At 60.7% G+C, this 22,177-nt stretch carries 20 protein-coding genes and 1 other RNA gene; 2 read left to right on the plus strand and 19 right to left on the minus strand.

The features are described 5' to 3' along the window. Nucleotide 1 precedes the first annotated feature (1 nt). The 18 genes from nirD to KIG99_RS05995 form a co-directional block, all read right to left on the minus strand. Nucleotides 2–313 (minus strand): nitrite reductase small subunit NirD, encoded by a 312-nt coding sequence (gene nirD / locus KIG99_RS05910; protein WP_226459304.1) that lies wholly within the window; start codon nt 311–313, stop codon nt 2–4. Nucleotides 314–370: 57 nt separating this feature from the next. Then, nucleotides 371–2,821 carry a nitrite reductase large subunit NirB gene (nirB, locus tag KIG99_RS05915; RefSeq protein WP_226459305.1) on the minus strand — a complete coding sequence of 817 codons (2,451 nt, stop codon included), beginning with the start codon at nt 2,819–2,821 and terminating at the stop codon, nt 371–373. Nucleotides 2,822–3,074: 253 nt separating this feature from the next. Further along, entirely contained in the window at nt 3,075–4,064 is a 990-nt protein-coding gene (gene ybiB / locus KIG99_RS05920; RefSeq protein ID WP_226459306.1) for a DNA-binding protein YbiB, read from the minus strand. Between the two features lie 18 nt (nt 4,065–4,082). Continuing rightward, complete coding sequence (locus tag KIG99_RS05925; protein ID WP_226459307.1) at nt 4,083–6,806, minus strand: nitrate reductase; 2,724 nt, start codon at nt 6,804–6,806, stop codon at nt 4,083–4,085. 128 nt (nt 6,807–6,934) lie between these two features. Further along, complete coding sequence (locus KIG99_RS05930; protein ID WP_226459308.1) at nt 6,935–7,369, minus strand: ClpXP protease specificity-enhancing factor; 435 nt, start codon at nt 7,367–7,369, stop codon at nt 6,935–6,937. A 5-nt stretch (nt 7,370–7,374) separates the two neighbouring features. Next, a complete protein-coding gene (locus KIG99_RS05935) occupies nt 7,375–7,971 on the minus strand; it encodes a glutathione S-transferase N-terminal domain-containing protein (protein WP_226441091.1) in 597 nt (198 codons plus the stop codon). Between the two features lie 83 nt (nt 7,972–8,054). Beyond that, nucleotides 8,055–8,774, minus strand: coding sequence for a cytochrome c1 (locus KIG99_RS05940; protein WP_226459309.1), 720 nt, complete (start codon nt 8,772–8,774; stop codon nt 8,055–8,057). 11 nt (nt 8,775–8,785) lie between these two features. Continuing rightward, on the minus strand, nt 8,786–10,087 hold the full coding sequence (locus KIG99_RS05945) for a cytochrome b (protein WP_404817873.1): 1,302 nt from the start codon (nt 10,085–10,087) through the stop codon (nt 8,786–8,788). A gap of 3 nt (nt 10,088–10,090) precedes the next feature. Then, on the minus strand, nt 10,091–10,690 hold the full coding sequence (gene petA, locus KIG99_RS05950) for a ubiquinol-cytochrome c reductase iron-sulfur subunit (RefSeq protein WP_226459310.1): 600 nt from the start codon (nt 10,688–10,690) through the stop codon (nt 10,091–10,093). Between the two features lie 83 nt (nt 10,691–10,773). After that, nucleotides 10,774–11,373 carry a recombination mediator RecR gene (gene recR, locus KIG99_RS05955; RefSeq protein ID WP_226459311.1) on the minus strand — a complete coding sequence of 200 codons (600 nt, stop codon included), beginning with the start codon at nt 11,371–11,373 and terminating at the stop codon, nt 10,774–10,776. Then, entirely contained in the window at nt 11,374–11,697 is a 324-nt protein-coding gene (locus KIG99_RS05960) for a YbaB/EbfC family nucleoid-associated protein (RefSeq protein ID WP_226441095.1), read from the minus strand. It lies immediately after the preceding gene. 15 nt (nt 11,698–11,712) lie between these two features. Beyond that, on the minus strand, nt 11,713–13,344 hold the full coding sequence (gene dnaX / locus KIG99_RS05965; RefSeq protein ID WP_226459312.1) for a DNA polymerase III subunit gamma/tau: 1,632 nt from the start codon (nt 13,342–13,344) through the stop codon (nt 11,713–11,715). 27 nt (nt 13,345–13,371) lie between these two features. After that, nucleotides 13,372–13,470: signal recognition particle sRNA small type (gene ffs / locus KIG99_RS05970), an RNA gene on the minus strand. 95 nt (nt 13,471–13,565) lie between these two features. Beyond that, entirely contained in the window at nt 13,566–14,189 is a 624-nt protein-coding gene (locus KIG99_RS05975; protein WP_226459313.1) for an OmpW/AlkL family protein, read from the minus strand. Nucleotides 14,190–14,371: 182 nt separating this feature from the next. Next, complete coding sequence (gene alaS, locus KIG99_RS05980; protein ID WP_226459314.1) at nt 14,372–16,993, minus strand: alanine--tRNA ligase; 2,622 nt, start codon at nt 16,991–16,993, stop codon at nt 14,372–14,374. A 94-nt stretch (nt 16,994–17,087) separates the two neighbouring features. Beyond that, complete coding sequence (locus KIG99_RS05985; protein ID WP_226459315.1) at nt 17,088–17,441, minus strand: hypothetical protein; 354 nt, start codon at nt 17,439–17,441, stop codon at nt 17,088–17,090. A 64-nt stretch (nt 17,442–17,505) separates the two neighbouring features. Continuing rightward, nucleotides 17,506–18,249 (minus strand): glycerophosphodiester phosphodiesterase, encoded by a 744-nt coding sequence (gene ugpQ, locus KIG99_RS05990; RefSeq protein WP_226459316.1) that lies wholly within the window; start codon nt 18,247–18,249, stop codon nt 17,506–17,508. Continuing rightward, complete coding sequence (locus KIG99_RS05995; RefSeq protein WP_226459317.1) at nt 18,249–19,550, minus strand: extracellular solute-binding protein; 1,302 nt, start codon at nt 19,548–19,550, stop codon at nt 18,249–18,251. Before KIG99_RS05995 ends, ugpQ begins: the two co-directional genes overlap by 1 nt. Before the next feature lie 155 nt (nt 19,551–19,705). On the opposite strand from KIG99_RS05995, the gene KIG99_RS06000 reads away from it, so the two are divergent. Beyond that, nucleotides 19,706–20,152 (plus strand): ProQ/FINO family protein, encoded by a 447-nt coding sequence (locus KIG99_RS06000; RefSeq protein ID WP_226459318.1) that lies wholly within the window; start codon nt 19,706–19,708, stop codon nt 20,150–20,152. 15 nt (nt 20,153–20,167) lie between these two features. Here the strand turns inward: KIG99_RS06000 and KIG99_RS06005 are convergent, their stop codons facing one another. Next, nucleotides 20,168–20,401, minus strand: coding sequence for a hypothetical protein (locus KIG99_RS06005; RefSeq protein WP_226459319.1), 234 nt, complete (start codon nt 20,399–20,401; stop codon nt 20,168–20,170). Between the two features lie 178 nt (nt 20,402–20,579). Between KIG99_RS06005 and KIG99_RS06010 the strand changes: the two genes are divergently transcribed. Continuing rightward, complete coding sequence (locus tag KIG99_RS06010) at nt 20,580–22,118, plus strand: autotransporter outer membrane beta-barrel domain-containing protein (protein ID WP_226459320.1); 1,539 nt, start codon at nt 20,580–20,582, stop codon at nt 22,116–22,118. Nucleotides 22,119–22,177: the final 59 nt, after the last annotated feature.

A 22,177-nucleotide genomic window follows, 5' to 3' on the forward strand; every position in this document is an offset into this window, starting at 1 on the left:
CTCAGAGAGCAAGGAACACCTCGCCGCCCTCGACCTTGACCGAAAACTTGTTGCAGGAACCGACATCCGGCGCCACCGCCTGGCCGTCTTCAAGGCCGATGTTCCAGCCATGCAGCGGGCAGGTGACACGCCGGCCATGCACCAGGCCCTGCGACAGCGGACCGCCCTTGTGCGGGCACTTGTCGTGCAACGCGAAGACCTCGTCTTCGGCGTTGCGGAAAATGGCGATGTCGCCGCCCTTCTCCGGGCGCACGATGCGCGAACCCAGCGGCGGGATGTCTTCCAGCTTGCAGATCAGTTTCCAGTTGTTCATTGTGTATTCCTCGATTTTTGCCATTTTTCGGATGTTGACCGCTAGCGCCTTGCGGCCTCAGGCAATCGCCACCGGCACGATGGGAATGAATTGCTTGATCGCTTCCGGCTCGCGCGACGTCGCCCACGGATCCTTCGCATCCTTCAGCGAGTCGAGCAGCGCGGCGTAGAGCGCCTTGCGGCCTTCGCCATCCTCGACGATCTTGCCTTTGACGTAATCCATGCCGACCCGCTCCAGCCAGTGGCAGGTGCGCTCCAGGTACCAGCCCTCGACGCGATAAAGCTGCAGGAAGGCGCCGGAATATTCCATGACCTCCTCGTCCGAACCGACCTTGCACAGGAACTGCGCGACTTCGGTCTTGATGCCGCCGTTGCCGGCGATGTAGATCTCGTAGCCGGAATCGACGCCGATGATGCCGACGTCCTTGATGCCAGCTTCGGCGCAGTTGCGCGGACAGCCGGAGACGGCGAGCTTGACCTTGTGCGGCGCATACATGTCGAACAGCATCTTCTCGAGCTTGACGCCCATCGACATCGCCAGTTGCGTGCCAAAGCGGCAGTGCTCGGCGCCGACGCAGGTCTTCACGGTGCGGATCGACTTGCCGTAGGCGTGGCCGGACACCATGCCGGCGGCGTTGAGGTCGGCCCAGATGCCGGGCAGGTCTTCCTTCTTGATGCCGAGCAGATCGATACGCTGACCGCCGGTGACCTTGACGGTCGGCACGTTGTACTTTTCCGCCGCATCGGCAATGGCGCGCAGCTCGGCCGGCGTCGTCAGGCCGCCCCACATGCGCGGCACCACCGAATAGGTACCGTCCTTCTGGATGTTGGCGTGCGAACGCTCGTTGATCAGGCGCGACTGCGGATCGTCCTTGGCCTCGTGCGGCCAGGTCGAGATCAGGTAGTAATTGACGGCCGGGCGACACTTGTCGCAACCGTTCGGCGTCTTCCATTCGAGGGCCTTGAAGACGGCTTCCTTGCTGACCAGATGCTGCTCGCGGATCGCATCGCGCACCATCTTGTGCGACTGCTCGGTACAGCCGCAGACCGGCTTCTTGTCGGAAGCGGCCGGTGTGTAGGCGCCGCCGATGGTCGAGGCAAGAATCTGTTCGACCAGGCCGGCGCAGGAACCGCAGGACGATGCCGCCTTGGTGTGCCTCTTGACCTCGTCGAGCGTAAACAGGCCCTTTTCCTTGATCGCCTTGACGATGGTGCCCTTGGTCACACCGTTGCAGCCGCAGACCTCGGCCGTGTCTGGCATTTCGGCCGCCTTGCTGTTGCCGGCGTGGCCGACGTCGCCGACCAGCGACTGGCCGAAGATCAGCGAATCGCGGATGTCGTGGATGTCGCGGCCGTCCTTGAGCAACTGGAAATACCACGGGCCGTCGGCCGTATCGCCGTACATGACGCCGCCGACCAGCTTGTTGTCCTTGACCACCAGTTTCTTGTAAACACCGCCGTACGGGTCGTTGAGCAGGATTTCCTCGCAGCCCTCGCCGCCCATGTAGTTGCCGGCAGAAAAGAGGTCGATGCCGGTCACCTTGAGCTTGGTCGAGGTCACCGAGCCGGTGTAGCGGCCGATGCCGTAGCCGGCCAGGTGATTGGCGGCGACCTTGGCCTGCTCGAAGAGCGGCGCGACCAGGCCGTAGGCGATGCCGCGGTGGCTGACGCATTCGCCAACCGCGTAGACCTTGGGATCGTAGGTCTGCATCGTGTCGTTCACGACGATGCCGCGGTTGCAGTAGATGCCCGAGGCTTCGGCCAGCGTGTAGTTGGGGCGGATGCCGGCGGCCATCACGACGAGATCGGCCGGCAACTGCATGCCATCCTTGAAGCGGATCGCCGCGACGCGCCCGCTCTCGCCGGGAATCAGCGCCTCGGTATGCTTCTGCAGCAGGAATTTGAGACCCTTGTCTTCGAGCGACTTCTGCAACATGCGGCCGGCCACTTCGTCGAGCTGACGTTCAAGCAGCCACGGGCCGATATGCACCACGGTGACGTCCATGCCGCGCAGCTTGAGGCCATTGGCAGCTTCCAGGCCGAGCAGGCCGCCGCCGATGACGACCGCGTGCTTGTGCAGCCTGGCGGCTTCGATCATCTCGTCGGTGTCCTTGATGTCGCGGTAACCGATGACGCCGGGCAGATCGTTGCCGGGAATCGGCAGCATGAAGGGCGTCGAGCCGGTGGCGACGAGCAGGCGGTCGTAATGTTCCTCGCTGCCGTCGTCGGCAATCACCTTGCGATTGACGCGATCGATCTTCACCACCTGCTTGCCGGTGTGCAAGGTGATCTTGTTTTCCTTGTACCACTCGAGTTCGTTGAGCACGATCTCGGCGATGGTCATTTCGCCGGCAAGCACCGGCGAGAGCAGGATGCGGTTGTAGTTGGGATGCGGTTCGGCACCGAAGATCGTGATGTCGTAGTGATCCGGCTTGATCTTCAGGAGTTCTTCAACGGTACGGACACCGGCCATGCCGTTGCCGATCAGGACGAGACGGGGTTTGCTCATTATGGGCTCCAACGATGCGTGCGCCCGGAGGGACGCGAAACTTGTGTTTCAGCGCATGACGTCTTTGCCATTGCGGACCGGAGCGGTCCATTCCGTCGTCGTTGACGGGGTATTTCGCTGTTGATGAATTACTGATCGCAATCCTCGTGCCAGGAAGCTAACACGATGATTTATTGCATATTCCTGTTGTCGACCGCCTGACATCCGCACCAAATGAAGGCATCAGGCACCCGAGCGGGCACTAAATTGCAGCCTAGCTGCTGGTCGCCGCCAGCGCGTTGGCCTCGACCGCGACAATGGCCTTGGCCTGGTTGAAGTCCTCGGCATAACCGCTGGCGTAAAGCAGACAGGCCAGTTGGTTGGCAATCGGCTTGGGCAAGCTTGCCTGCTTGTCGAGCACGCGCTGCGTCCATTTCGCCGTCTGCGCCGCATCGGCACCGTCCGGCAGATTGGGCAAGGTACGCAGGCTGTCGTGCTCGGCTTCGAACAGCACATCGGCAAAGCCTTCGTGGACATATTCGAGGCGCGGCCGCCGTTTCGGATTGGCAAAGGGCTCGCCTTCGGTGCCGCGCAGCAGGATGGCGCGCTCGCCGCGCGCCAGCAGCATGTCGCGCATCAGGTCAATGAAATCGGGATGCGTCGCCGGCGCGACAACCACGGCCTCGCCTTCGAAGGGATTGAGCATCTTGACCAGGCTGTGCGCACTGTTGCGTACGCCCATGCGGGCGCGCAGGGCGAGCAGGTTGTGCAAGCCGGGCGCCAGCGCAGTCAGCGGCACGAAGGCCAGACCTTTTTCCTGCAGCGTGGTTTGCGCCTGGTGCGTCGTCGTCGCCGGCATGATGCCGAGTTCGCGGAAGATATGGCCGGTGGTGACCCGGCCGAAGCCCTCGAGCAGACCATGCACCAGCACCGGCACACCGAAGCGGCGCAGCATCAGCGCCAGCAGCGGGGTCAGATTGGCTTCCTTGCGGGCGCCGTTGTAACTGGGCAGGACAACCGGGCGCACACGCCCGGCTGGGTTATCCAGCAGTGCGGTCCTGTCCTCCGCCGCGGCCAGAAAGCCAAGCATCTCATCGAGCGATTCGCCCTTGACGCGCAAGGCGAGCAGGATTGCGCCAAGTTCGAGGTCGGGCACGCCGCCGTCGAGAATTGCCGCGTAAAGCTGGCGCGCATCGTCGCCGGAGAGGCTGCGCGCCCCCTGGGCGCCGCGGCCGATTTCCTTGATGTAGTGGGCGTAAGTCATTGTCTTCTCCTGCCGCGCTCAAACGGGCACAGTCTCATGGGTCTTGCATTCAGCCAGCATCCGCTTGATGTCCGGCACACAGGAACCACAGAAGGTTCCACATTTCAGATTCTGCTGCAGCGCGGGCAAATCGGCACCAGCAGTAATTGCAGCCTTGATTTGTACGTCACTGACATCGGCGCACTTGCAGACAATGTTGCGCGGCGCAATGGTAACCGGCGGCGCACTGCATGGCGCCAGCGCAAAGCGGATCATCGCCGGATCAAGCTCATCCTCTGCCATCGCCTGCTTCAACCAGGTCTGGGCGAGCACCTCGCCGGCCAGGCGCACGGCAAGCAGACGGCCATCGCGCGAAATCGCCTTCTTGGCAATATTCCGGCTGCGATCGCTATAGACGATCGCACCGGCATCGCCCGCCATGCCGAACAACTGGTCAAGCGCAGCAAGCGCCGCGGCATCGAGTGGCTGTTCCAGCGCTGCCCGGAACACGACCAGCGGCGCCTGCCGCCCATAGAGACTGACATTGGCGTAGGGATAGCGGTCGAGCAACGGACGCGCCTCCTGCATCAATTGCAGCGCTTCGGCCTGGCTTTCGCAACGGCGGATGACGGCCAGCGGATAAGGCAGTTCGAGACGGGCGATCTGCACGGCGGCATGCTTGAGTTCCGGCTGCATCGAGGCTGGATCAACCGCATCGCAAGCCACGGCATTGGCACCGGGCGAGTTGAGGAACTGACTGCCCCAGTGCATCGGCAGCCAGGCCTGGCCTTTCTGCATCCCGGCCCGCTCGACGACGCGCAGGACGCTGTCGCCACGCGCATTGCTGAGCCGCGCCAGATCGCCGCTCGCCAAAGCCCGGTGGCGCATGTCGCAAGGATGCATGCCGAGCAAGGGTTCGTCTTCCTGGTTGAACAGGCGCGGCACGGTGCCGGTCCGGCTCATGCCGTGCCATTGATCGCGCATGCGCCCGGAAAGCAGGCTGATTGGCAGGTCGACCGTGTTGGCATCGGCGGTCGGCTGATGCTCGATCGGCAGGAAGGCGGCCTTGCCGTCGGCAGAGGCAAACACGCCATCTTCATAAAGACGCGTCTTGCCGGCGGAAGCGCCCTGCGGATACGGCCATTGCTGCGGGCCGGCCTGCTCGAGCAAGGCATAACTCAGGCCGCCGATATCGAGATCGCGACCCAGCGTGCTGGTGCGATGCTCGTTGAAGATCGCTTCGGCATCGGCGTAGGGGAACAAGTGCTCGGTGGCCGGATTGCCCAGCTTGAGCCCGAGCCGGCGCGCGAAATCGACAACGATCTGCCAGTCGTGGCGGGCTTCGCCCGGCGCGGCAACCGCCGACTGAACGCGACTGATGCGGCGCTCGGAATTGGTCACCGTGCCGTGTTTTTCACCCCAGGTCGTGGCTGGCAGCAGGAGGTCGGCATAGGCCGCAGTATCGGTGTTGCCATAGGCTTCCTGCAGCACAACATAGTCGGCCGCTTCCAGTGCCGCGCGTACGGCTGCCTGGTTGGGCAGCGATTGCGCCGGATTCGTGCAGGCAATCCAGACCGCCTTGATTTCGCCGGTTTTCAGGCTTTTGAACAGGTCGACCGCTGACTTGCCCGGTTGCGACGGCACGTCGGGAATCCCCCACAGCTTCGCCACTTCGGCACGATGTGCGGGATTGCCCAGGTCACGGTGCGCCGACAACTGGTTGGCCAGGCCGCCGACTTCGCGCCCGCCCATCGCATTCGGCTGACCGGTCAGGGAAAATGGCCCGGCGCCGGGTTTGCCGATCTGGCCGGTCGCCAGATGCAGATGGATGATGCCGGCGTTATTCTGCGTCCCGTGCGCTGACTGGTTGAGCCCCTGGCAGTAGAGCGAAAGTGCTGCCTTGCTGCCGGCAAACCAGCGCGCTGCCGTGACGATATCGGCAGCCCGCAGACCACAGATCGCCGCCACGTGCTCCGGGGTGTATGTAGCGACGATCGCCTTGAGTTCGGCATAGCCACGGGTGTGCGCAGCAATGTAAGCAGCGTCGACCAGATTCTCGGCAATCATCACCTGCAGCATGCCGTTGAACAGCGCGACATCGGTGCCCGGCTTGAGCGGCAGGTGCAGATCGGCGATCTCCGCCGTCTCGCTGCGCCGCGGATCGGCAACGATGATGCGCAGGTTCGGGTTGGCGGCCCGTGCATCCTCGATCCGGCGAAAAACGATGGGATGGGCAAGCGCCGGATTGGCACCACTGATGAAGATCAGGCCGGCCTGATCGATATCCTCGTAGCTGCAAGGCGGCGCATCGACGCCCAGGGTCTGCTTGTAGCCTGCCACCGCGGAGGACATGCAGAGACGCGAATTGGTATCGACGTTGTTGGTACCGACCAGCCCCTTGGCCAGTTTGTTGAAGACGTAGTAATCCTCGGTCATCAATTGACCGGAGATATAAAAGGCAACCGAATCCGGGCCATGCTCGCGGATGATCGAAGCAAAACGCTCGGCCGCCTGATCGAGCGCCGCATCCCAACTCAGACGCTGGCGCAGGCCACCGCGCTGCTGCCGGTGCTCGGGATGGAGCAGGCGATAGGTGGTGTCGGCCGTCAGATGCAGGCTGGCCCCCTTGGTGCACAAACGACCGAAATTCGCGGGATGCTCCGGATCACCGCGCACGCCAACAATCCTGCCGCCTTCGCTGGCAACCAGAACACCGCAGCCGACGCCGCAATAACAACAAGTGGATTTGACTTCAGTTTGCATGATTTTCCCTTTGGCATGGCTTTGAGCAACAGCCGTGCCATCTTTAAAAATCATGGACTTGGATAACAAACGGGGAAATTTCCGATGGAAATCTCCCCATTCTGGTGCATCGCCGAGCGATCGAGTCCCTATTTGATGCGTTGCAGTTTCGGACGCCCCGCATCCGGGCGCGGAGGCTCGGGTGGTTCCTCGTCTGGTGCAGGATCCTCGGCACTCAAGCCGGTTACAAACTCTTCGGCCACACCGGCATCGTCCTCGAGTTCGAACGCCATCCCGGCACCGTTTTCACGCGCATAGACCGCCGTCACCTGGCCAACCGGTATCGACAAATCGCGGGCCACACCACCAAAACGCGCCTGAAACTCGACATAGTCATTACCGATCTGCAGTTTGTTGGTGGCACCGGGCCCGAGGTTGAGCACGATCTGGCCATCACGCACGAACTCGCGCGGCACGCGGGTCCGTGAATCGACGGTGACGGCGATATGCGGCGTAAAGCCGTTATCGCAGCACCATTCCCAGATGGCGCGCAGCAAATAAGGCTTGGTCGAAGGAAGCCCCATGCCTGTTACTTGCGCATCGCTTTTTCGGACGGCGTCAGCGCGTCGATGAAACCCTGACGGCTGAAAATGCGTTCGGCGTACTTCATCAGCGGCGCGGCAGCCTTGCCGAGATCGATACCATAGTGGTCGAGACGCCACAACAACGGGGCAATCGCCACGTCGAGCATGGAGAACTCGTCACCCAGCATGAACTTCTGCTTGTTGAAGATCGGCACGATTTCGGTCAGGCGGGCCTTGATTTCCTGGCGGGCCTTGTCGGCAGTCTTGCTGTTCTTTTCGATCACTTCCATGAAGGAAAAGATTTCGCGTTCCATGCCGACCAGCAACTGGCGGGCGCGGGCGCGCATGATCGGGTCGGCCGGCATCAGTTGCGGATGCGGGAAGCGTTCATCGATGTATTCGTTGATGATGTTCGGCTCGAACAGGACAAGATCGCGCTCGACCAGAACCGGCACGCGATTGTGCGGGTTGATCGCGGCCATTTCTTCCGGCTTGTTGAACATGTCGACGTCGATGACCTGAAAGTCCATGCCCTTTTCGAACAGGACAATACGGCAACGGTGACTAAAGGGGCAGGTAGTGCCCGAATAGAGGTTCATCATTTGTGGTAACCCTCAAAATGAGATTCGGCACCGGGGGCTGGCCGAAGCCAAACCCGCGATGCCGTTAGCTGATCCGGGAAGGATCAGTGAATGTCTTTCCAGTATTCCTTCTTCAGCGCGTAGGCCACGACGAAGAGAACGGCAAGGAAGCCAAGAACGTAGAAGCCCAGCGTGCGACGGAATTCCTGTTGCGGCTCACCCATCCAGACCATGAAGCTGACCAGATCGGAAACCGTCTTGTCGTAGGCGGCAGGAGCCAGCTCACCCGGCACGGCCAGTTCCAGCTTGTGCGTTTCGTGATTCAGCACTTGCTGGCCCTGCAGACCATAAAGGATGTGCGGCATACCGACGTTCTCGAACACCACGTTGTTCCAGCCGGTCGGACGGTTTTCGTCGCGGTAGAAGGAACGCAGATAGGTGTACAACCAGTCGGCACCGGCACCGGCGTTGCCGGCTTCGCCACGGGCCCGGGCAATGATGGTCAGGTCGGGCGGCGTGGCGCCGAACCATTGCTTCTGCTCGTCGGAACGGGCAGCAACCGTCATCAGGGCACCGATCTTGTCGGTCGTGAACATCAGGTTGTCCTTCACTTGCTGCTCGGTCAACCCCAGATCCAGCAGGTTTTTGTAGCGCATGTAGGACGCACCATGGCAGTTCAGGCAGTAATTGACGAAGACCTTGGCGCCATTTTGCAGCGCCGCCTTGTCACTGACCGAACCCGGCCACTTGTCGAGATGAACCGCACCGCCGCTGGCAAAAGCCATGATCGGCGCGAAGAGCAATGCGATCAGAATTTTTTTCATTTTTTGCACCCTCACTTCATCGTCACGCGGTCAGGAACCGGCTTGAACTTGTCCATGCGGGACCACCACGGCATGCCGAGGAAGAAACCGAAGTAGAACACCGTGCAGATTTGCGAAATGATTTCGCCCATCGGAGACGGGGACAAGGTGCCCAGGTAACCGAGGATGAAGAAGCAAATCACGAAAATGGTGATCATCGTCTTGGTAATCGGACCGCGATAGCGGATCGACTTGACCGGGCTGCGATCCAGCCACGGCAAGGCGGCAAAGATCACCACGGAAGCACCCATCGCCACCACACCCCAGAACTTGGCATCAAGACCGAAGAAGTTCCAGACCATCGCACGTAGGATGGAGTAGTAAGGCGTGAAGTACCAGACCGGCGCGATATGCGGCGGAGTCTTCAGCGGGTCGGCCGGATAGAAATTCGGCGTTTCCAGGAAGTAACCACCACCTTCAGGCGCCCAGAACATCACGGCAGAGAAAATCATCAGGAAGACGACAACACCGACGATGTCCTTGACCGTGTAGTACGGGTGGAACGGGATGCCGTCGCGCGGGATGCCGTTCTCGTCCTTGTTGGCCTTGATTTCGACGCCGTCCGGGTTGTTCGAACCGGTTTCGTGCAGCGCCAGGACGTGGGCGGCAACGAGGCCGAGCAGCACGAGCGGGAAGGCGATGACGTGGAAGGAGAAGAAACGGTTCAGGGTCGCGTCGCCAACAACGAAGTCACCACGGATGATCAACGAAAGATCACCGCCGATGACCGGAATGGCCGAGAACAGATTCACGATCACCTGGGCGCCCCAGTAGGACATCTGACCCCACGGCAGCAGATAGCCGAAGAAGGCTTCGCCCATCAGCACCAGGAAGATGCCGACACCGAACAGCCAGGTCAACTCGCGCGGCTTGCGGTACGAACCGTAGATCAGACCACGGAACATGTGCATGTAGACCACGATGAAGAAGGCCGAAGCGCCGGTCGAGTGCATGTAGCGAATCAGCCAGCCACCCGGGACATCACGCATGATGTACTCGACGGAAGCAAAGGCGATCGGCACACCGTTCGCATTTACTGCAGCGTCCGGCTTGTAGTGCATGACCAGGAAGATGCCGGTAACGATCTGGATGACCAGGACCAGCAGCGCCAGGGAACCGAAGAAATACCAGAAATTGAAATTCTTCGGTGCGTAGTATTCAGACAGATGCCCCTTCCACATGGAAGTTGCCGGGAAACGCGCATCCAACCACTCCAGCGCATTACCGGCCAGGGAACCGTCGGACTTGTATTTTTCGAAATTGCCAGCAGCCATTTCTTATGCTCCCTTCTTGTCATCGCCGATCAGGATACGGGTATCGGCGAGATACACGTGCGGCGGCACTTCAAGGTTGGTCGGGGCAGGCTTTGCCTTGAACACGCGGCCAGCGAAGTCGAAGGTCGAACCGTGGCAGGGGCAAAGGAAACCGCCCAGCCAGCCACCCGGCATGCCTTCTTCGGTACCGGCCTTGAACTTGGAGGACGGCGAACAGCCAAGGTGGGTACAGATACCGACCACGACCATGATTTCCGGCTTGATCGAACGGGTATCGTTCTGGGCATAGGCCGGCTGCTGGCTCGTCTTCTCGGACTTCGGATCAGCCACGGCATCAGCCAGCTTGGGCAGCGTTTCCAGCATTTCCTTGGTGCGATTGATGATCCACACCGGCTTGCCGCGCCACTCGACGGTCATCATCTGGCCCGGTTCAAGCTTGCTGATATCGACTTCTACCGGAGCGCCTGCTGCCTTGGCACGCTCTGACGGAAGCAAGCTGGAGACGAACGGTACGAGTGCTGCAACAGCCCCCGCCCCGCCCACGGCCGCGGTCGCGACGATCAAACGCCGTCTGCCGCAGTCCATTTTTCCTTGTTTGCTCATAACGCTGACCCCTAAAGGAATTGGATGGGATTAAAAATAAACGCTAAATTATACGACATCGGAACCTCCGATCAAAGCCGCTGTCACCCGACGCAGTTCTTTCTTTCGCGCAGCGCCTGCGCCAGCGTGCCACTATCGACGTATTCGAGCTCGCCACCGACCGGTATCCCGCGAGCGATTCGTGTCACGGCAATCCCCTTTGGCCGCAGCATGGCAGTCAGGTAATGCGCAGTGGCTTCGCCTTCATTGGTGTAATTGGTGGCCAGAATGACTTCCTTGACCAGGCCATCAAGGGCACGCGCCATGACCCGCTCCAGACCAAGCTCACGCGCCCCCACCCCATCCAGCGGCGATATCCGCCCCATCAGGACATAGTAGAGCCCCTGATAAGCCAGAGTTTGCTCCATCATGTTCATATCAACCGGGGTTTCAACCACGCAAAGCAGGGACTGATCGCGCTTTGGAGAAGCGCAACGCTCGCAGACATCGGACTCGGTAAAGGTATTGCAGCGCTGGCAATGCCGAATGGCATGCAGCGCATGCAGAAGGGAATCACCGAGCTTGCGAGCCCCCGAGCGGTCGCGCTGCAACAAGTGATAAGCCATGCGCTGGGCCGACTTCGGCCCAACGCCAGGCAAACAGCGGAGGGCTTCTATCAGCGCTTCGAGGCCCGAGGGATTCACTTAGAACGGCAGCTTGAAGCCAGCCGGCAGATTCATGCCAGCCGTAAATCCGGCCATCTTTTCCTGGCTGAGCGCCTCACCGCGCCGGATTGCATCGTTGACTGCTGCCGCAACCAGATCTTCGAGCATTTCGCGATCATCCATCACCGACGGATCGATGCTGACGCGACGCACATCGTGCGCACAGGTCATCACGATCTTGACCATACCGGCGCCGGACTGCCCTTCGACCTCGATCTGGGCGAGCTGCTCCTGCGCCTTCTTCATGTTTTCCTGCATCATCTGGGCCTGTTTCATCAGGCCACCCAAGCCACCCTTCATCATTTTCCGAGTTCTCCGTTAAGTGATTGGTCTAATGGATGTATCAACAACGGACGCATCGAACGACTCGATCACGTCACGCACAAAGGAATCTTCTTCGATCGAGGCAATCGCCTTGTCCTGGCGCTCGCGCTTTTCGCGCCCGGCAGTTTCGGCCGGGGTATCAACCTCGTTCTGCGCCAATTCGAAACGCACCTTCAAAGGACGCCCGAAATATTCGCTCAAGGCCTGCTCCAGACGATCCGGCGCCGGCTTCATCTGCAGATGCGAATGGGACGGCGACAGGCGCAACAGGCAATCCGCCTCGTTCAACTGGCGCAACTCACAGTGTTGCGCCAGGGTTCGCGCCAGACCGCTCAACTGCAGACCCGAGACGATTTCATGCCAATCCGAATCGGCAGCCGACTGCGGCGCAGGCTTGCTGATCGGCGACGCGGACATCACAGGCGCAGACGCCTCCACCGGCTTGACCACGGGCGCTGGCGCAACGGCAGCAACCGGGCGCGTCACCGGCATGACCGGGGGCCGTGAGCGCGCCGGCACTGAAGCCACGACATCAGCCACCGAGGCCGGCCGGAAGGTATGCAGGCGCAACAAGGTCATGACAAAACCGGCATATTCGTCCGGTGCGGTCGACAGCTCATTTCGCCCAATATTCACGATCTGGTAAGCCAACTGCACGAACTCGGGAGACAACGCCGCAGCAACCTGCAGCAACTGCTCGCGCTCGGGATCGTCATCATCGACCGCGCCCGGCACGCATTGCGCAATCTGCACCCGCGTCAGCAGCGCACCGAGCTCCTGCAAGGCCGCGCCAAACGACAGGCTGCGCACACTCAGATCGGCCGCCACGCGCAGCAGTGCCGAAGCATCACCCGCCTGCAGCGCCTCAAGAATCGCAAACAGGTAATCCAGATCGACCGTGCCCAGCATGCTGCGCACCTGCGACTCTTCAACCTTGCCGGCACCGTGGGCAATCGCCTGATCGAGCAGGGACAGCGCATCGCGCATGCTGCCTGCAGCCGAACGGGCAACCAGGGCCAGCGCACCACTGTCGAAGGGAACGCTCTCGGCCTGCAGGATATGCGCCAGATGCGTCGTGATGGCACTGACCGGCATCTGCTTCAGATTGAACTGCAGACAACGCGACAGTACGGTCACCGGAATTTTTTGCGGATCGGTTGTTGCCAGGATGAATTTGACGTGCTCGGGCGGCTCTTCCAGCGTCTTCAACATGGCATTGAAGGCCGAGTTGGAGAGCATGTGCACTTCGTCGATCACGTAAACCTTGAAACGCCCGCGCGTTGGCGCATAGACGGCGTTTTCGAGAAGCTGGCGCATCTCGTCGACCTTGGTGTTGGTCGCCGCATCCACTTCGAGCAGATCGACAAAACGACCGCTGTCAATTTCCTGGCAGGCCGAACAGGTACCGCACGGGGTCGCCGTGATGCCACTTTCGCAATTCAGCGACTTGGCGAGAATGCGGGCGATGGTGGTTTTGCCGACACCACGGGTACCGGTGAACAAATAGGCGTGATGGAGACGCTTTTCGGAAAGCGCATGGGTCAGAGCCCGGACAACGTGTTCCTGTCCGACTAGCGTAGAAAAATTACGCGGCCGCCACTTGCGTGCAAGAACCTGATAACTCATGCGCCCCACACCAAAACAAGAATAGAAAATGGCGAGCCTAACCCCCGGCACTTGCAGTAAGTAGCTGTGGCTGCTTCCTTCCGGACCTGACCAGATTCACCACCCTGCAATGCGGGGAGACCCGCCGGGGCGAATTCTAGCACCGATTCACCGGCCGACGGGCATCCACCAATAAAAAACGGGGTACCCGCAGGCACCCCGTTTTGACAAGACGAAAAAGCTTAGAAGCGATAGCCGATACCGACGCCGGCGGTGATCGGGTTCAGATCAAGCTTGCCGATCTTGCCGCCATTCAACTTTACGTCAGTCGCCATCTGGATGTACTTGACATCAACATTCAGCGAGACATTCTTGGTCAGGAAATAGTCGAAGCCTACCTGGCCGGCAAGACCCAAACTGGTCTGATCGACACTGACTTTGCCGAGGCCAGCAACATCAAAGCTCTTCTTGGTGAACAGCGTGTAATTCAAACCAGCTCCGACGTAGGGCTTGAACGCGCCAAGGTCAGCAAAATGGTATTGCAGCATCAACGAAGGAGGCAACGCATCGACCTTGCCAATTTTTGTGCCGCCAGCCGCAATGTCGATGGTTTGCGGATAGGTCAGCACAAGCTCAAGAGCGAGGTTCTTGTTGAAAAAATAGCTGACATCAACCTCGGGAATCCACAAATCCTTGGCTTCGACCTTGCCAACACCTGCGCCAGCCAAACCGTCCTTGTTCCCATTATCCCAAGAGATAGACACTGCACGCGCACGCACCATGAAACCACTGTCATCTGCATAGACAGCACCAGCGGAAACCAGACCGGAGGCAACCAGAGCAGCAGCAAGAATCTTCTTATGCATTTAATACTCCCTCTTCTTCGTTGAAAGAGGGGCATGCTACGCGCCCCTCAAGAGGGGTTTTTGACCTACATCAAAACGATCATTTATATCGTTTTAATCACATTAACGCAATTTATGCACCCAGAAAAAAATCCCGGCAGCCGGCAGGCCGGCGACCAGGACCCTCGGAAAAAGACTGCAAACTAGAGCTTGCCCTCGACCCACGCCGTCACCGAAGCCAGCGCCGCCGGCAAATTCTCTGGCTGCGTACCGCCCGCCTGCGCCATGTCGGGACGACCGCCGCCCTTGCCACCGACCTGCTGGGCGACCATATTGACCAGTTCGCCCGCCTTGACCTTGCCGGTCAGATCAGCGGTCACGCCGGCAATCAGCGTCACCTTGCCATCAATCACCGATGCCAGCACGACAGCGGCCGATTTCAGTTTGTCCTTGAGCTTATCCATGGTTTCGCGCAGGGCGTTGACATCCGCCCCCTGCAGCAACGCAGCCAAAACCCTGGCGCCCTTGACGTCGACCGCCTGGGTCAGCATGTCGTCGCCCTGGGCGGAGGCCAGCTTGCCCTTGAGCGCAGCCAGTTCACGCTCCAGCTTCTTGACCTGATCGAGCACGGCGAGCACCCGGCCATGCACGTCCTTAGGCAGCACCTTGAGCGTACCGGCAACGCCACCCAGGGCGCTTTCCATACCCTGCATGTAAGCCAGCGCGTTATCGCCGGTCACCGCCTCAACCCGGCGCACGCCGGCCGCCACACCACCTTCGGCGGTGATGCTGAACAGACCGATGTCACCCGTCCGCGAAACGTGCGTACCGCCGCACAGTTCGCGCGAAGAGCCAATATCGAGGACGCGCACGCTGTCGCCGTATTTTTCGCCGAACAGCATCATGGCGCCCAGCTTCTGGGCTTCGGCAATCGGCAGGACGCGGGTTTCGTTGGCGGTATTGGCCAGCACCTCGGCATTGACGATATTTTCGACGCGGCGGATTTCCTCATCGGTCAACGGCTGGTTATGCACGAAATCGAAACGGGTCTTGTCCGGATCGACCTGCGAACCCTTCTGCTGAACGTGATCACCGAGCACTTCGCGCAGCGCCTTGTGCAGCAAATGGGTCGCCGAGTGGTTGCGGGCAGTGCGAGCACGCGCCAGCACATCGACCTTGGCATTGACGCCGTTGCCGACGGTGATCGCGCCGGTCTTGACGACGCCGTGATGACCGAAGACGGTGGCCTGGATCTTCTGCGTATCTTCGACAGCGAAGATGCCATGCACCGACTGCAGCACACCGCAATCACCGACCTGACCGCCGGACTCGGCGTAGAACGGTGTGTTGTCGAGCACGACCACACCCATTTCGCCCTCATTCAACTGGTTGACCGCTGCGCCGTCCTTGTACAGCGCCAGCACGTTGCCTTTGAACTCCAGTGCATCGTAACCATGGAAGGTCGTCGCCGGACCGTCGTATTCGAGATTGGCGGCCATCTTGAACTTGCCAGCGGCACGCGCCTGCTCCTTCTGACGGGCCATCGCGGCATCGAAGGCGGCCGCATCGACGGCAATGTCGTGTTCGCGGCAAATGTCCTGCGTCAGATCGAGCGGGAAGCCATAGGTATCGTGCAGCTTGAACGCCGTGTCGCCATTGAAGGTCTTGTCGCCGGCGGCCTTGAGGGCGGCGAGTTCGGACTCGACGATGGCCATGCCGTGCTCGATGGTTTCAAAGAAACGATCTTCTTCCTGCTTCAGCGTCGCGACGATGCGCGCCTGGTTCTGACCCAGCTCCGGGTAGGCCATGCCCATTTCGGCGACGAGGTCCGGCACCATCTTGTGGAAGAAGGCTGCACGGGCGCCCAGCTTGTAGCCGTGACGGATGGCGCGGCGAATGATCCGGCGCAGCACGTAACCACGGCCTTCGTTCCCCGGAATGACGCCATCGGCCAGCAGGAAGGAGCAGGCGCGAATATGGTCGGCCAGCACCTTGAGCGACGGGCTGTCCATGTCGGCATCGCTGGTTTCGCGGGCCGCGGCCTTGATCAGGCTCTGGAACAGGTCGATCTCGTAGTTGGCGTGCACGCCCTGCAGCACGGCCGAGATGCGTTCCAGCCCCATGCCGGTATCGACCGACGGCTTGGGCAGCGGATGCATGACACCGGCTTCATCGCGGTTGAACTGCATGAAGACGTTGTTCCAGATTTCGATGAAACGGTCGCCGTCTTCTTCCGGCGATCCCGGGGGGCCGCCCCAGTGCTTTTCGCCATGGTCATAGAAGATTTCGGTACACGGGCCACAGGGGCCGGTGTCGCCCATCATCCAGAAATTGTCGGAAGCGTAGCGGGCGCCCTTGTTGTCGCCGATACGGATGACGCGCTCAACCGGCACGCCGATTTCCTTGGTCCAGATGTCGTAGGCCTCGTCGTCCTCGGCATAAACGGTGACGGTCAGCTTGTCCTTGGGCAGTTTGTAGACTTCAGTCAGCAGCTCCCAGGCGTACTTGATCGCGTCGCGCTTGAAGTAGTCGCCGAACGAGAAGTTGCCGAGCATTTCGAAGAAGGTGTGGTGGCGCGCCGTGTAGCCGACGTTTTCCAGGTCGTTGTGCTTGCCGCCGGCGCGCACGCATTTTTGCGAGGTCGTGGCGCGCGTGTAGGGACGCTTGTCGAAACCGAGGAAAACGTCCTTGAACTGGTTCATCCCGGCATTGGTAAACAGCAGCGTCGGGTCTTCATGCGGCACCAGCGAGCTGGAAGAAACGATCTGGTGGCCCTTGGAGGCGAAGAAGTCGAGGAATTGCTGGCGGATTTCTGAGCTTTTCATTAGCTGGCGGCCTTCAAGGCTGTTCATTCGGAGCCGGCAATTTTAAAAGAAAAACCCGCCGGGCGGCGGGTCTTGTTGCGCAGACCAGGCTGGCTTAGCGACGGCGCGGACGGTCAACGCGTCCGTTATGGTTGAAATCATGCTGGCGATCATGCTTCTGGGCATGGATGCGATCGCTTTGCGCGTCCTGCGCTACATGCAGACGGGCCCGCTCGCGCTTGGTCACGACACCATCGGCCTTGGCACGATTTTCCATGTTATCCACGCGCTGCTGACCGTTTTCCAGGCGATTCGCTTCGCGCTGGGTCAGGCTGCCGGAAGCCACTCCCTGGTCGATGCGCTGCTCCTGGTTGGCCTGGCGCTGGTCGACGCGCGGCGTGTTGGCCTGGGCAAAAGCCAGGACGGGCAGTGCGAGAGCGATAGCGACAACGGTCTTGATGCTTTTCATGACTTTCTCCTTGAGTGGCGGGTCCATTCCCTGAGCGCCATTAGAAGGTAAAAGCGGGTAAAAATCAGCCGGGAGAATGCAAGCCTTTGTAATCGTTTGTTTCCGGCGCAAACAGGTCGAGGCGATCGGTAAATAACGAGCACACGCCACGCGCGAAAAGCATTTTTGCCTTTTCTGCGGCGTTGACCGTATAGCAAAGCACGGGAATGCCGGCCGCCCCGGCTTCCTGCAATACATCATCGGTCAGGTAAGTTGCATTGCAATGCAGGGTTACCGCCTGCAGTTCGTGCAACTGGCGCAGCCAGTCGGCCGGCACCCGATCAAACAGGATGCCGCGCGGAATCTCCGGCGCCAGATCGCGGGCAACTTCCAGCGCGGCCAGGGAAAAGGAAGAAAGCAAAGGCATTTGCGCCGCGCCGTGCCACACGTCGGCCACCATCCCGGCAACCACCTCGGCGGTACGGACGTCATGCCCCTGCGCCGGCTTGATCTCGATATTGGCCAGCAAGCCGAGCTGCCGGCAAAGGAGTGCCGCCTCGGCAAAGCGCGGCGGTGGCTCGCCACCGCCGGCATCCAGGGCGAATAGCAGCGCATCCGGCATTTCGCAGACCCGGCCGCTGCCATTGGTCGTGCGCATCAGGGTTTCATCGTGAATCAGCAGCGGCGTGGCGTCGGCACTGAGCATCACGTCAAACTCGACCGCCCGGAATCCCATGCGGGCCGCCAGCCGTATGCCGGCCAGCGTGTTTTCCGGAGCGAGAGAGCCGCCACCGCGATGGGCAAACCAGCGCGGCAGCGGCGGCAGCATCAGAAGGGCTGCGTCTTTTTCAGCGCCGGCTTGGCGCCGAGCACGGCATTGCCACGCGTCACCGACGTATCGAGCGCCGCCTTGGCCGGCTTCTGGTCGCTCCACACCGCTTCCAGCTCTTCATTGGTGATGATGCGCACCGGATCAGCATCCGAGACATGCGAAGCCGGCGAGGCGCCCTTGCCCTTGAGCGAGGCATAGGCCACTTCCAGCGTCTTGTCGCCATCACGCAGAACCTTGCTGCGTGCCGCGGCACGCGCCGCAGCGGTGAGGGGCAGGCCGCCATAGACACGCACCAACTCAACCTGCATTTCCGGCGACAACAGGAAGGAGACGAACTTGGCCGCCTGCTTGTATTCGGCCGGCGAGCGCCCAGCCCCCACCCAAAGCGATGCGCCATCGGCCAGCGAGTTCTGGCGCCCGCCGTAAACATCGTCGTGATACGGCAGCGCCGCCACACCGAGCTCGACCCCCTTGGCATCACGGAAATCGACATGCTCGCGCGAATCGGTGCTGATCATCGCGCACTCGCCTTCGCGGAAATGCTGGCTGGCTTCGTTGCGCCGACCGAACAGCTTGAAGTAGTTGGCCTTGGTCCAGGTCGCCATCATCGCCACATGCTTGACCTGCGGCAGGCCGTTGAAAATCAGCTGGCCCTTGTCGCTGACCGCCGGCACGCCGGAAATCGCACTGACGTTATCAACGTGCACCCAGACCGGCCACGAGGTCGTGTACGGGCAGGCATAGCCGGCATCCTGCAGCTTGTCGAGCATGCCCTGCATCTCGAACCAGGTCTTCGGCGGCTGCTCCGGATCGAGCTTGGCCTTGCGGAAAGCATTCTTGTTATAGAACAGGACCGGCGTCGAATAGATCAGCGGCAAGGCGACCAGACGGCCCTTGGCATCGACGACGCCGGCCTTCAGATCGGCGGAAAGGTCGCTCAGATTCAAAGGCTGCCCGGCTTTCGCCATCATCGCGTAGAGCGGCACAAAGCTCTTGGCCTGGGTCAGCACATCGCTCATGTCGTAACGACGAACCAGGTTCAGCCCGGCCGGCTTTTCGCCTTTTTCCAGACGCGTCAGCTTCAGGTTGGCGCCGCTTTCCTTGTTGAAACGATCAACCACCGCCTGCAGTTGCTCTTCGCCCAGCGGCCCGAGGTTGTGAGCCAGCTCGAAATCGGGCGATGCAACCGGCGCAACTACTACTTGCTTGGCAGCAGGCTTTGCCGGCTTGGCGGCATTGGCGGAAAAAGCCAGCGCCAGGCTGACGGCAACGAACAAGGGGCGAATCAGATGCGACATGAATACTCCAGCAATTCGGAAGGAACGCAATTATAGCGCCCGGGCAACAACGAATGCCCGACGCCGAACATGCGACGCGGCGCACGGATCGCATCAGCAGGACAGGGGTGTGGTACCCTGCTCCCTTCGAACATCCCACGCAATCCTTTCGAACGATGAACACCGCTACCGCCACACCCGACGTCGTCCCCGGCCTGAGCCCGCGTGCCCTGCTCAAGAAATTGCAGGCCGACTTCCCGGTTTTCCGCGACAGCCAGCCTCTGGCCATCGGCATCGACAAGCAATTGCTGGCCCGACTGCCCGACCTCGAACGCAAGACCCTGCGTGTCGCCCTCGGCATTCACACCAACTCGCTGCGCTACCTCAAGGTCATGGAAAAAGCGACGGTTCGCTTCGATCTCGATGGCAACACCGCAGATGAAGTCACCGACGCCCATCGCGCCCACGCCCTCGAAGCCATCCGCGAACGCCTGAAGAAGGAAGCCGACAAACGCCGTGCCGAAAAGGAAGCCGCCGCAGTCGAACACGCAGCAGCGGAAGCCGAACGTCAGCGCACGGAGAAAATGGGCCAGTTGCTCGCCAAGTTCGGGCGCAATAGCTGACACGAACGCCGGCATTCAACGCCGGCGTAAATTACCTTCCCAGCTGCAACGAAATTCGCAGCAGCGATAACGGTAAACGCTGAAAAACAGGCTAAAAAGCCGGTCGACCGGTCGCCGCCGGATCCGGCTCAAATCCCGGCTGCCACAAGCCGGACAAACCTGCCGCGCCGAACGCCCTCCAGTCGCAGCCACAGAAACACCCGATTGCGCCGGAGCCAGCGCCTGCCATACCTTGTCCTGATGATTCATCACCACTCCCTGCACCGAAACCGGTCGAACACAAGGCTGCAAACTAATCAATTTTCATAACAGGCGCGTGACACCGCGCACAAACGGCGCGGCAATTGCGAAGCGGACACTCACATTGACCGCCTCCAGGCAAAAAAGCACAATGCAGCACCCATCCCGGACCAGAATCGCCCAGCCCATGCGCCACCCCGAACTCAAGCTCCTGGCCGTGATCATCTCGGGATGCAGCCTTTTAGCAAGCGAATCGGCCCTCGCCGACACAGTCAGCAGCATTTCGAGTTGGAGCGATACAACTACGACCCGATTTGCCACACCGCTAACCTCCGACTCGGCCAACACCAACTTTACCGGCTATTCCGGAACTGCCGTGCCTTACGCTATGGGCACGTTTTATGTCGGCAGTACCGGCCTTTTTAACGCAACGCTCAATATTGATGGCGTATCGAAAGGCCTCCAGATCATCCAGGGAACCTTTGCTCCCAACGCAAGCGCCGATCCAACGACGGCGTTATCCAAGTTCATCTACGGCATCCAGTCGACGAAGGATAAGAACACCGGCATCACCCCCCCAAGCATTACAATCCAGAACGTCAACCTGATCAGCGGACAGCAATACACCTACTTGCAACTGTTTCAGGGATTCACCAGCGGCACGGATGCACTGTTCGCGCTCAGCGGCACGGGCTGCATCAGTCTGGGAACCAGCAACCTGTGCGCACCGCAATACTCCCGCCTGACCAGCCCGTCAACGCTGGCCACAACCAGTCGGAGCAGCATGCTGGCTGCTTTCACGCAGATCGGAGAGCGTTTGGACACCCTTCGTTACGGCGCGGCAAACAAGCACTCGGCCAAGCTCGAAAGCCCGGCACAGGATAGCGGGGAAGGCACCAAAACCGGCTTGTGGATAAAGTTCTACGGGACCCGAGACCAGCAGACGGCAAAGGACGCTCAAGCGGGCTACAAAGGTGACGGCTGGGGAAGCATCATCGGCATCGACCGCGAGTTAGCACCCGGACTCATGGCCGGCATCGCCCTCGCCTATTCGGACACCGGCATTTCTTACCAGAACGAACTGGCCGGCAACAGCAACTCGGTCAGAAGCACTCAAATTTCCGCGTACGGCAGCAGAAACTTCGGCGCCTACTTCATTGAAGGGGTCGCCGCCTACGCGCAGCAGAAGTACGACAACCGCCGCGATACCATACTCAACGGCTACGCCTATGGCAATTTCGCCGGCGAGCAATGGGGCGCGCGTCTCAATGGCGGCCTGCCGCTACCGCTGTCAGCCAATACCGTCATCACCCCCCAACTCCGCCTTGAATGGAACTGGATCAGACAGGACGGCTACAAGGAGAGCGGCGGCAACGCTCTCGCCGTCAGCGTTGGCGGAAACAGCATCGAGCGCATGCGAGCAGGCATCGGGGTCCAGCTTGAACACAGCACAACAATCGCCGGCATCAATGCCCGCCCCTATGGCAAGTTGTTCTGGCAGCACGACTTTCGCAATCGCGGAATCGATGCCCATGTCAGCTTCGCGGACGGCAGTTCCAGCTTTGTCACCCCCGGTCCGACGCTTGATCGCAACACCCTGGCCGTCGGCATCGGCATCAGCTTCTTTAACCGGAAGAACTTCACGTCTAGCCTCGGCTACCACCTGACCACCGGCGAGTCTTACTCGACGCAAACAGCCCAGGCCAGCGCCCACTGGGCTTTCTAGCCTTCCGGCAACGGCCGGGACAACAAACCGCGAACCTTGTCTCGCCCGAACGGGTCGAT

The sequence above is a fragment of the Quatrionicoccus australiensis genome (assembly GCF_020510425.1).
In the GTDB taxonomy this organism is placed as follows: domain Bacteria; phylum Pseudomonadota; class Gammaproteobacteria; order Burkholderiales; family Rhodocyclaceae; genus Azonexus; species Azonexus australiensis_A.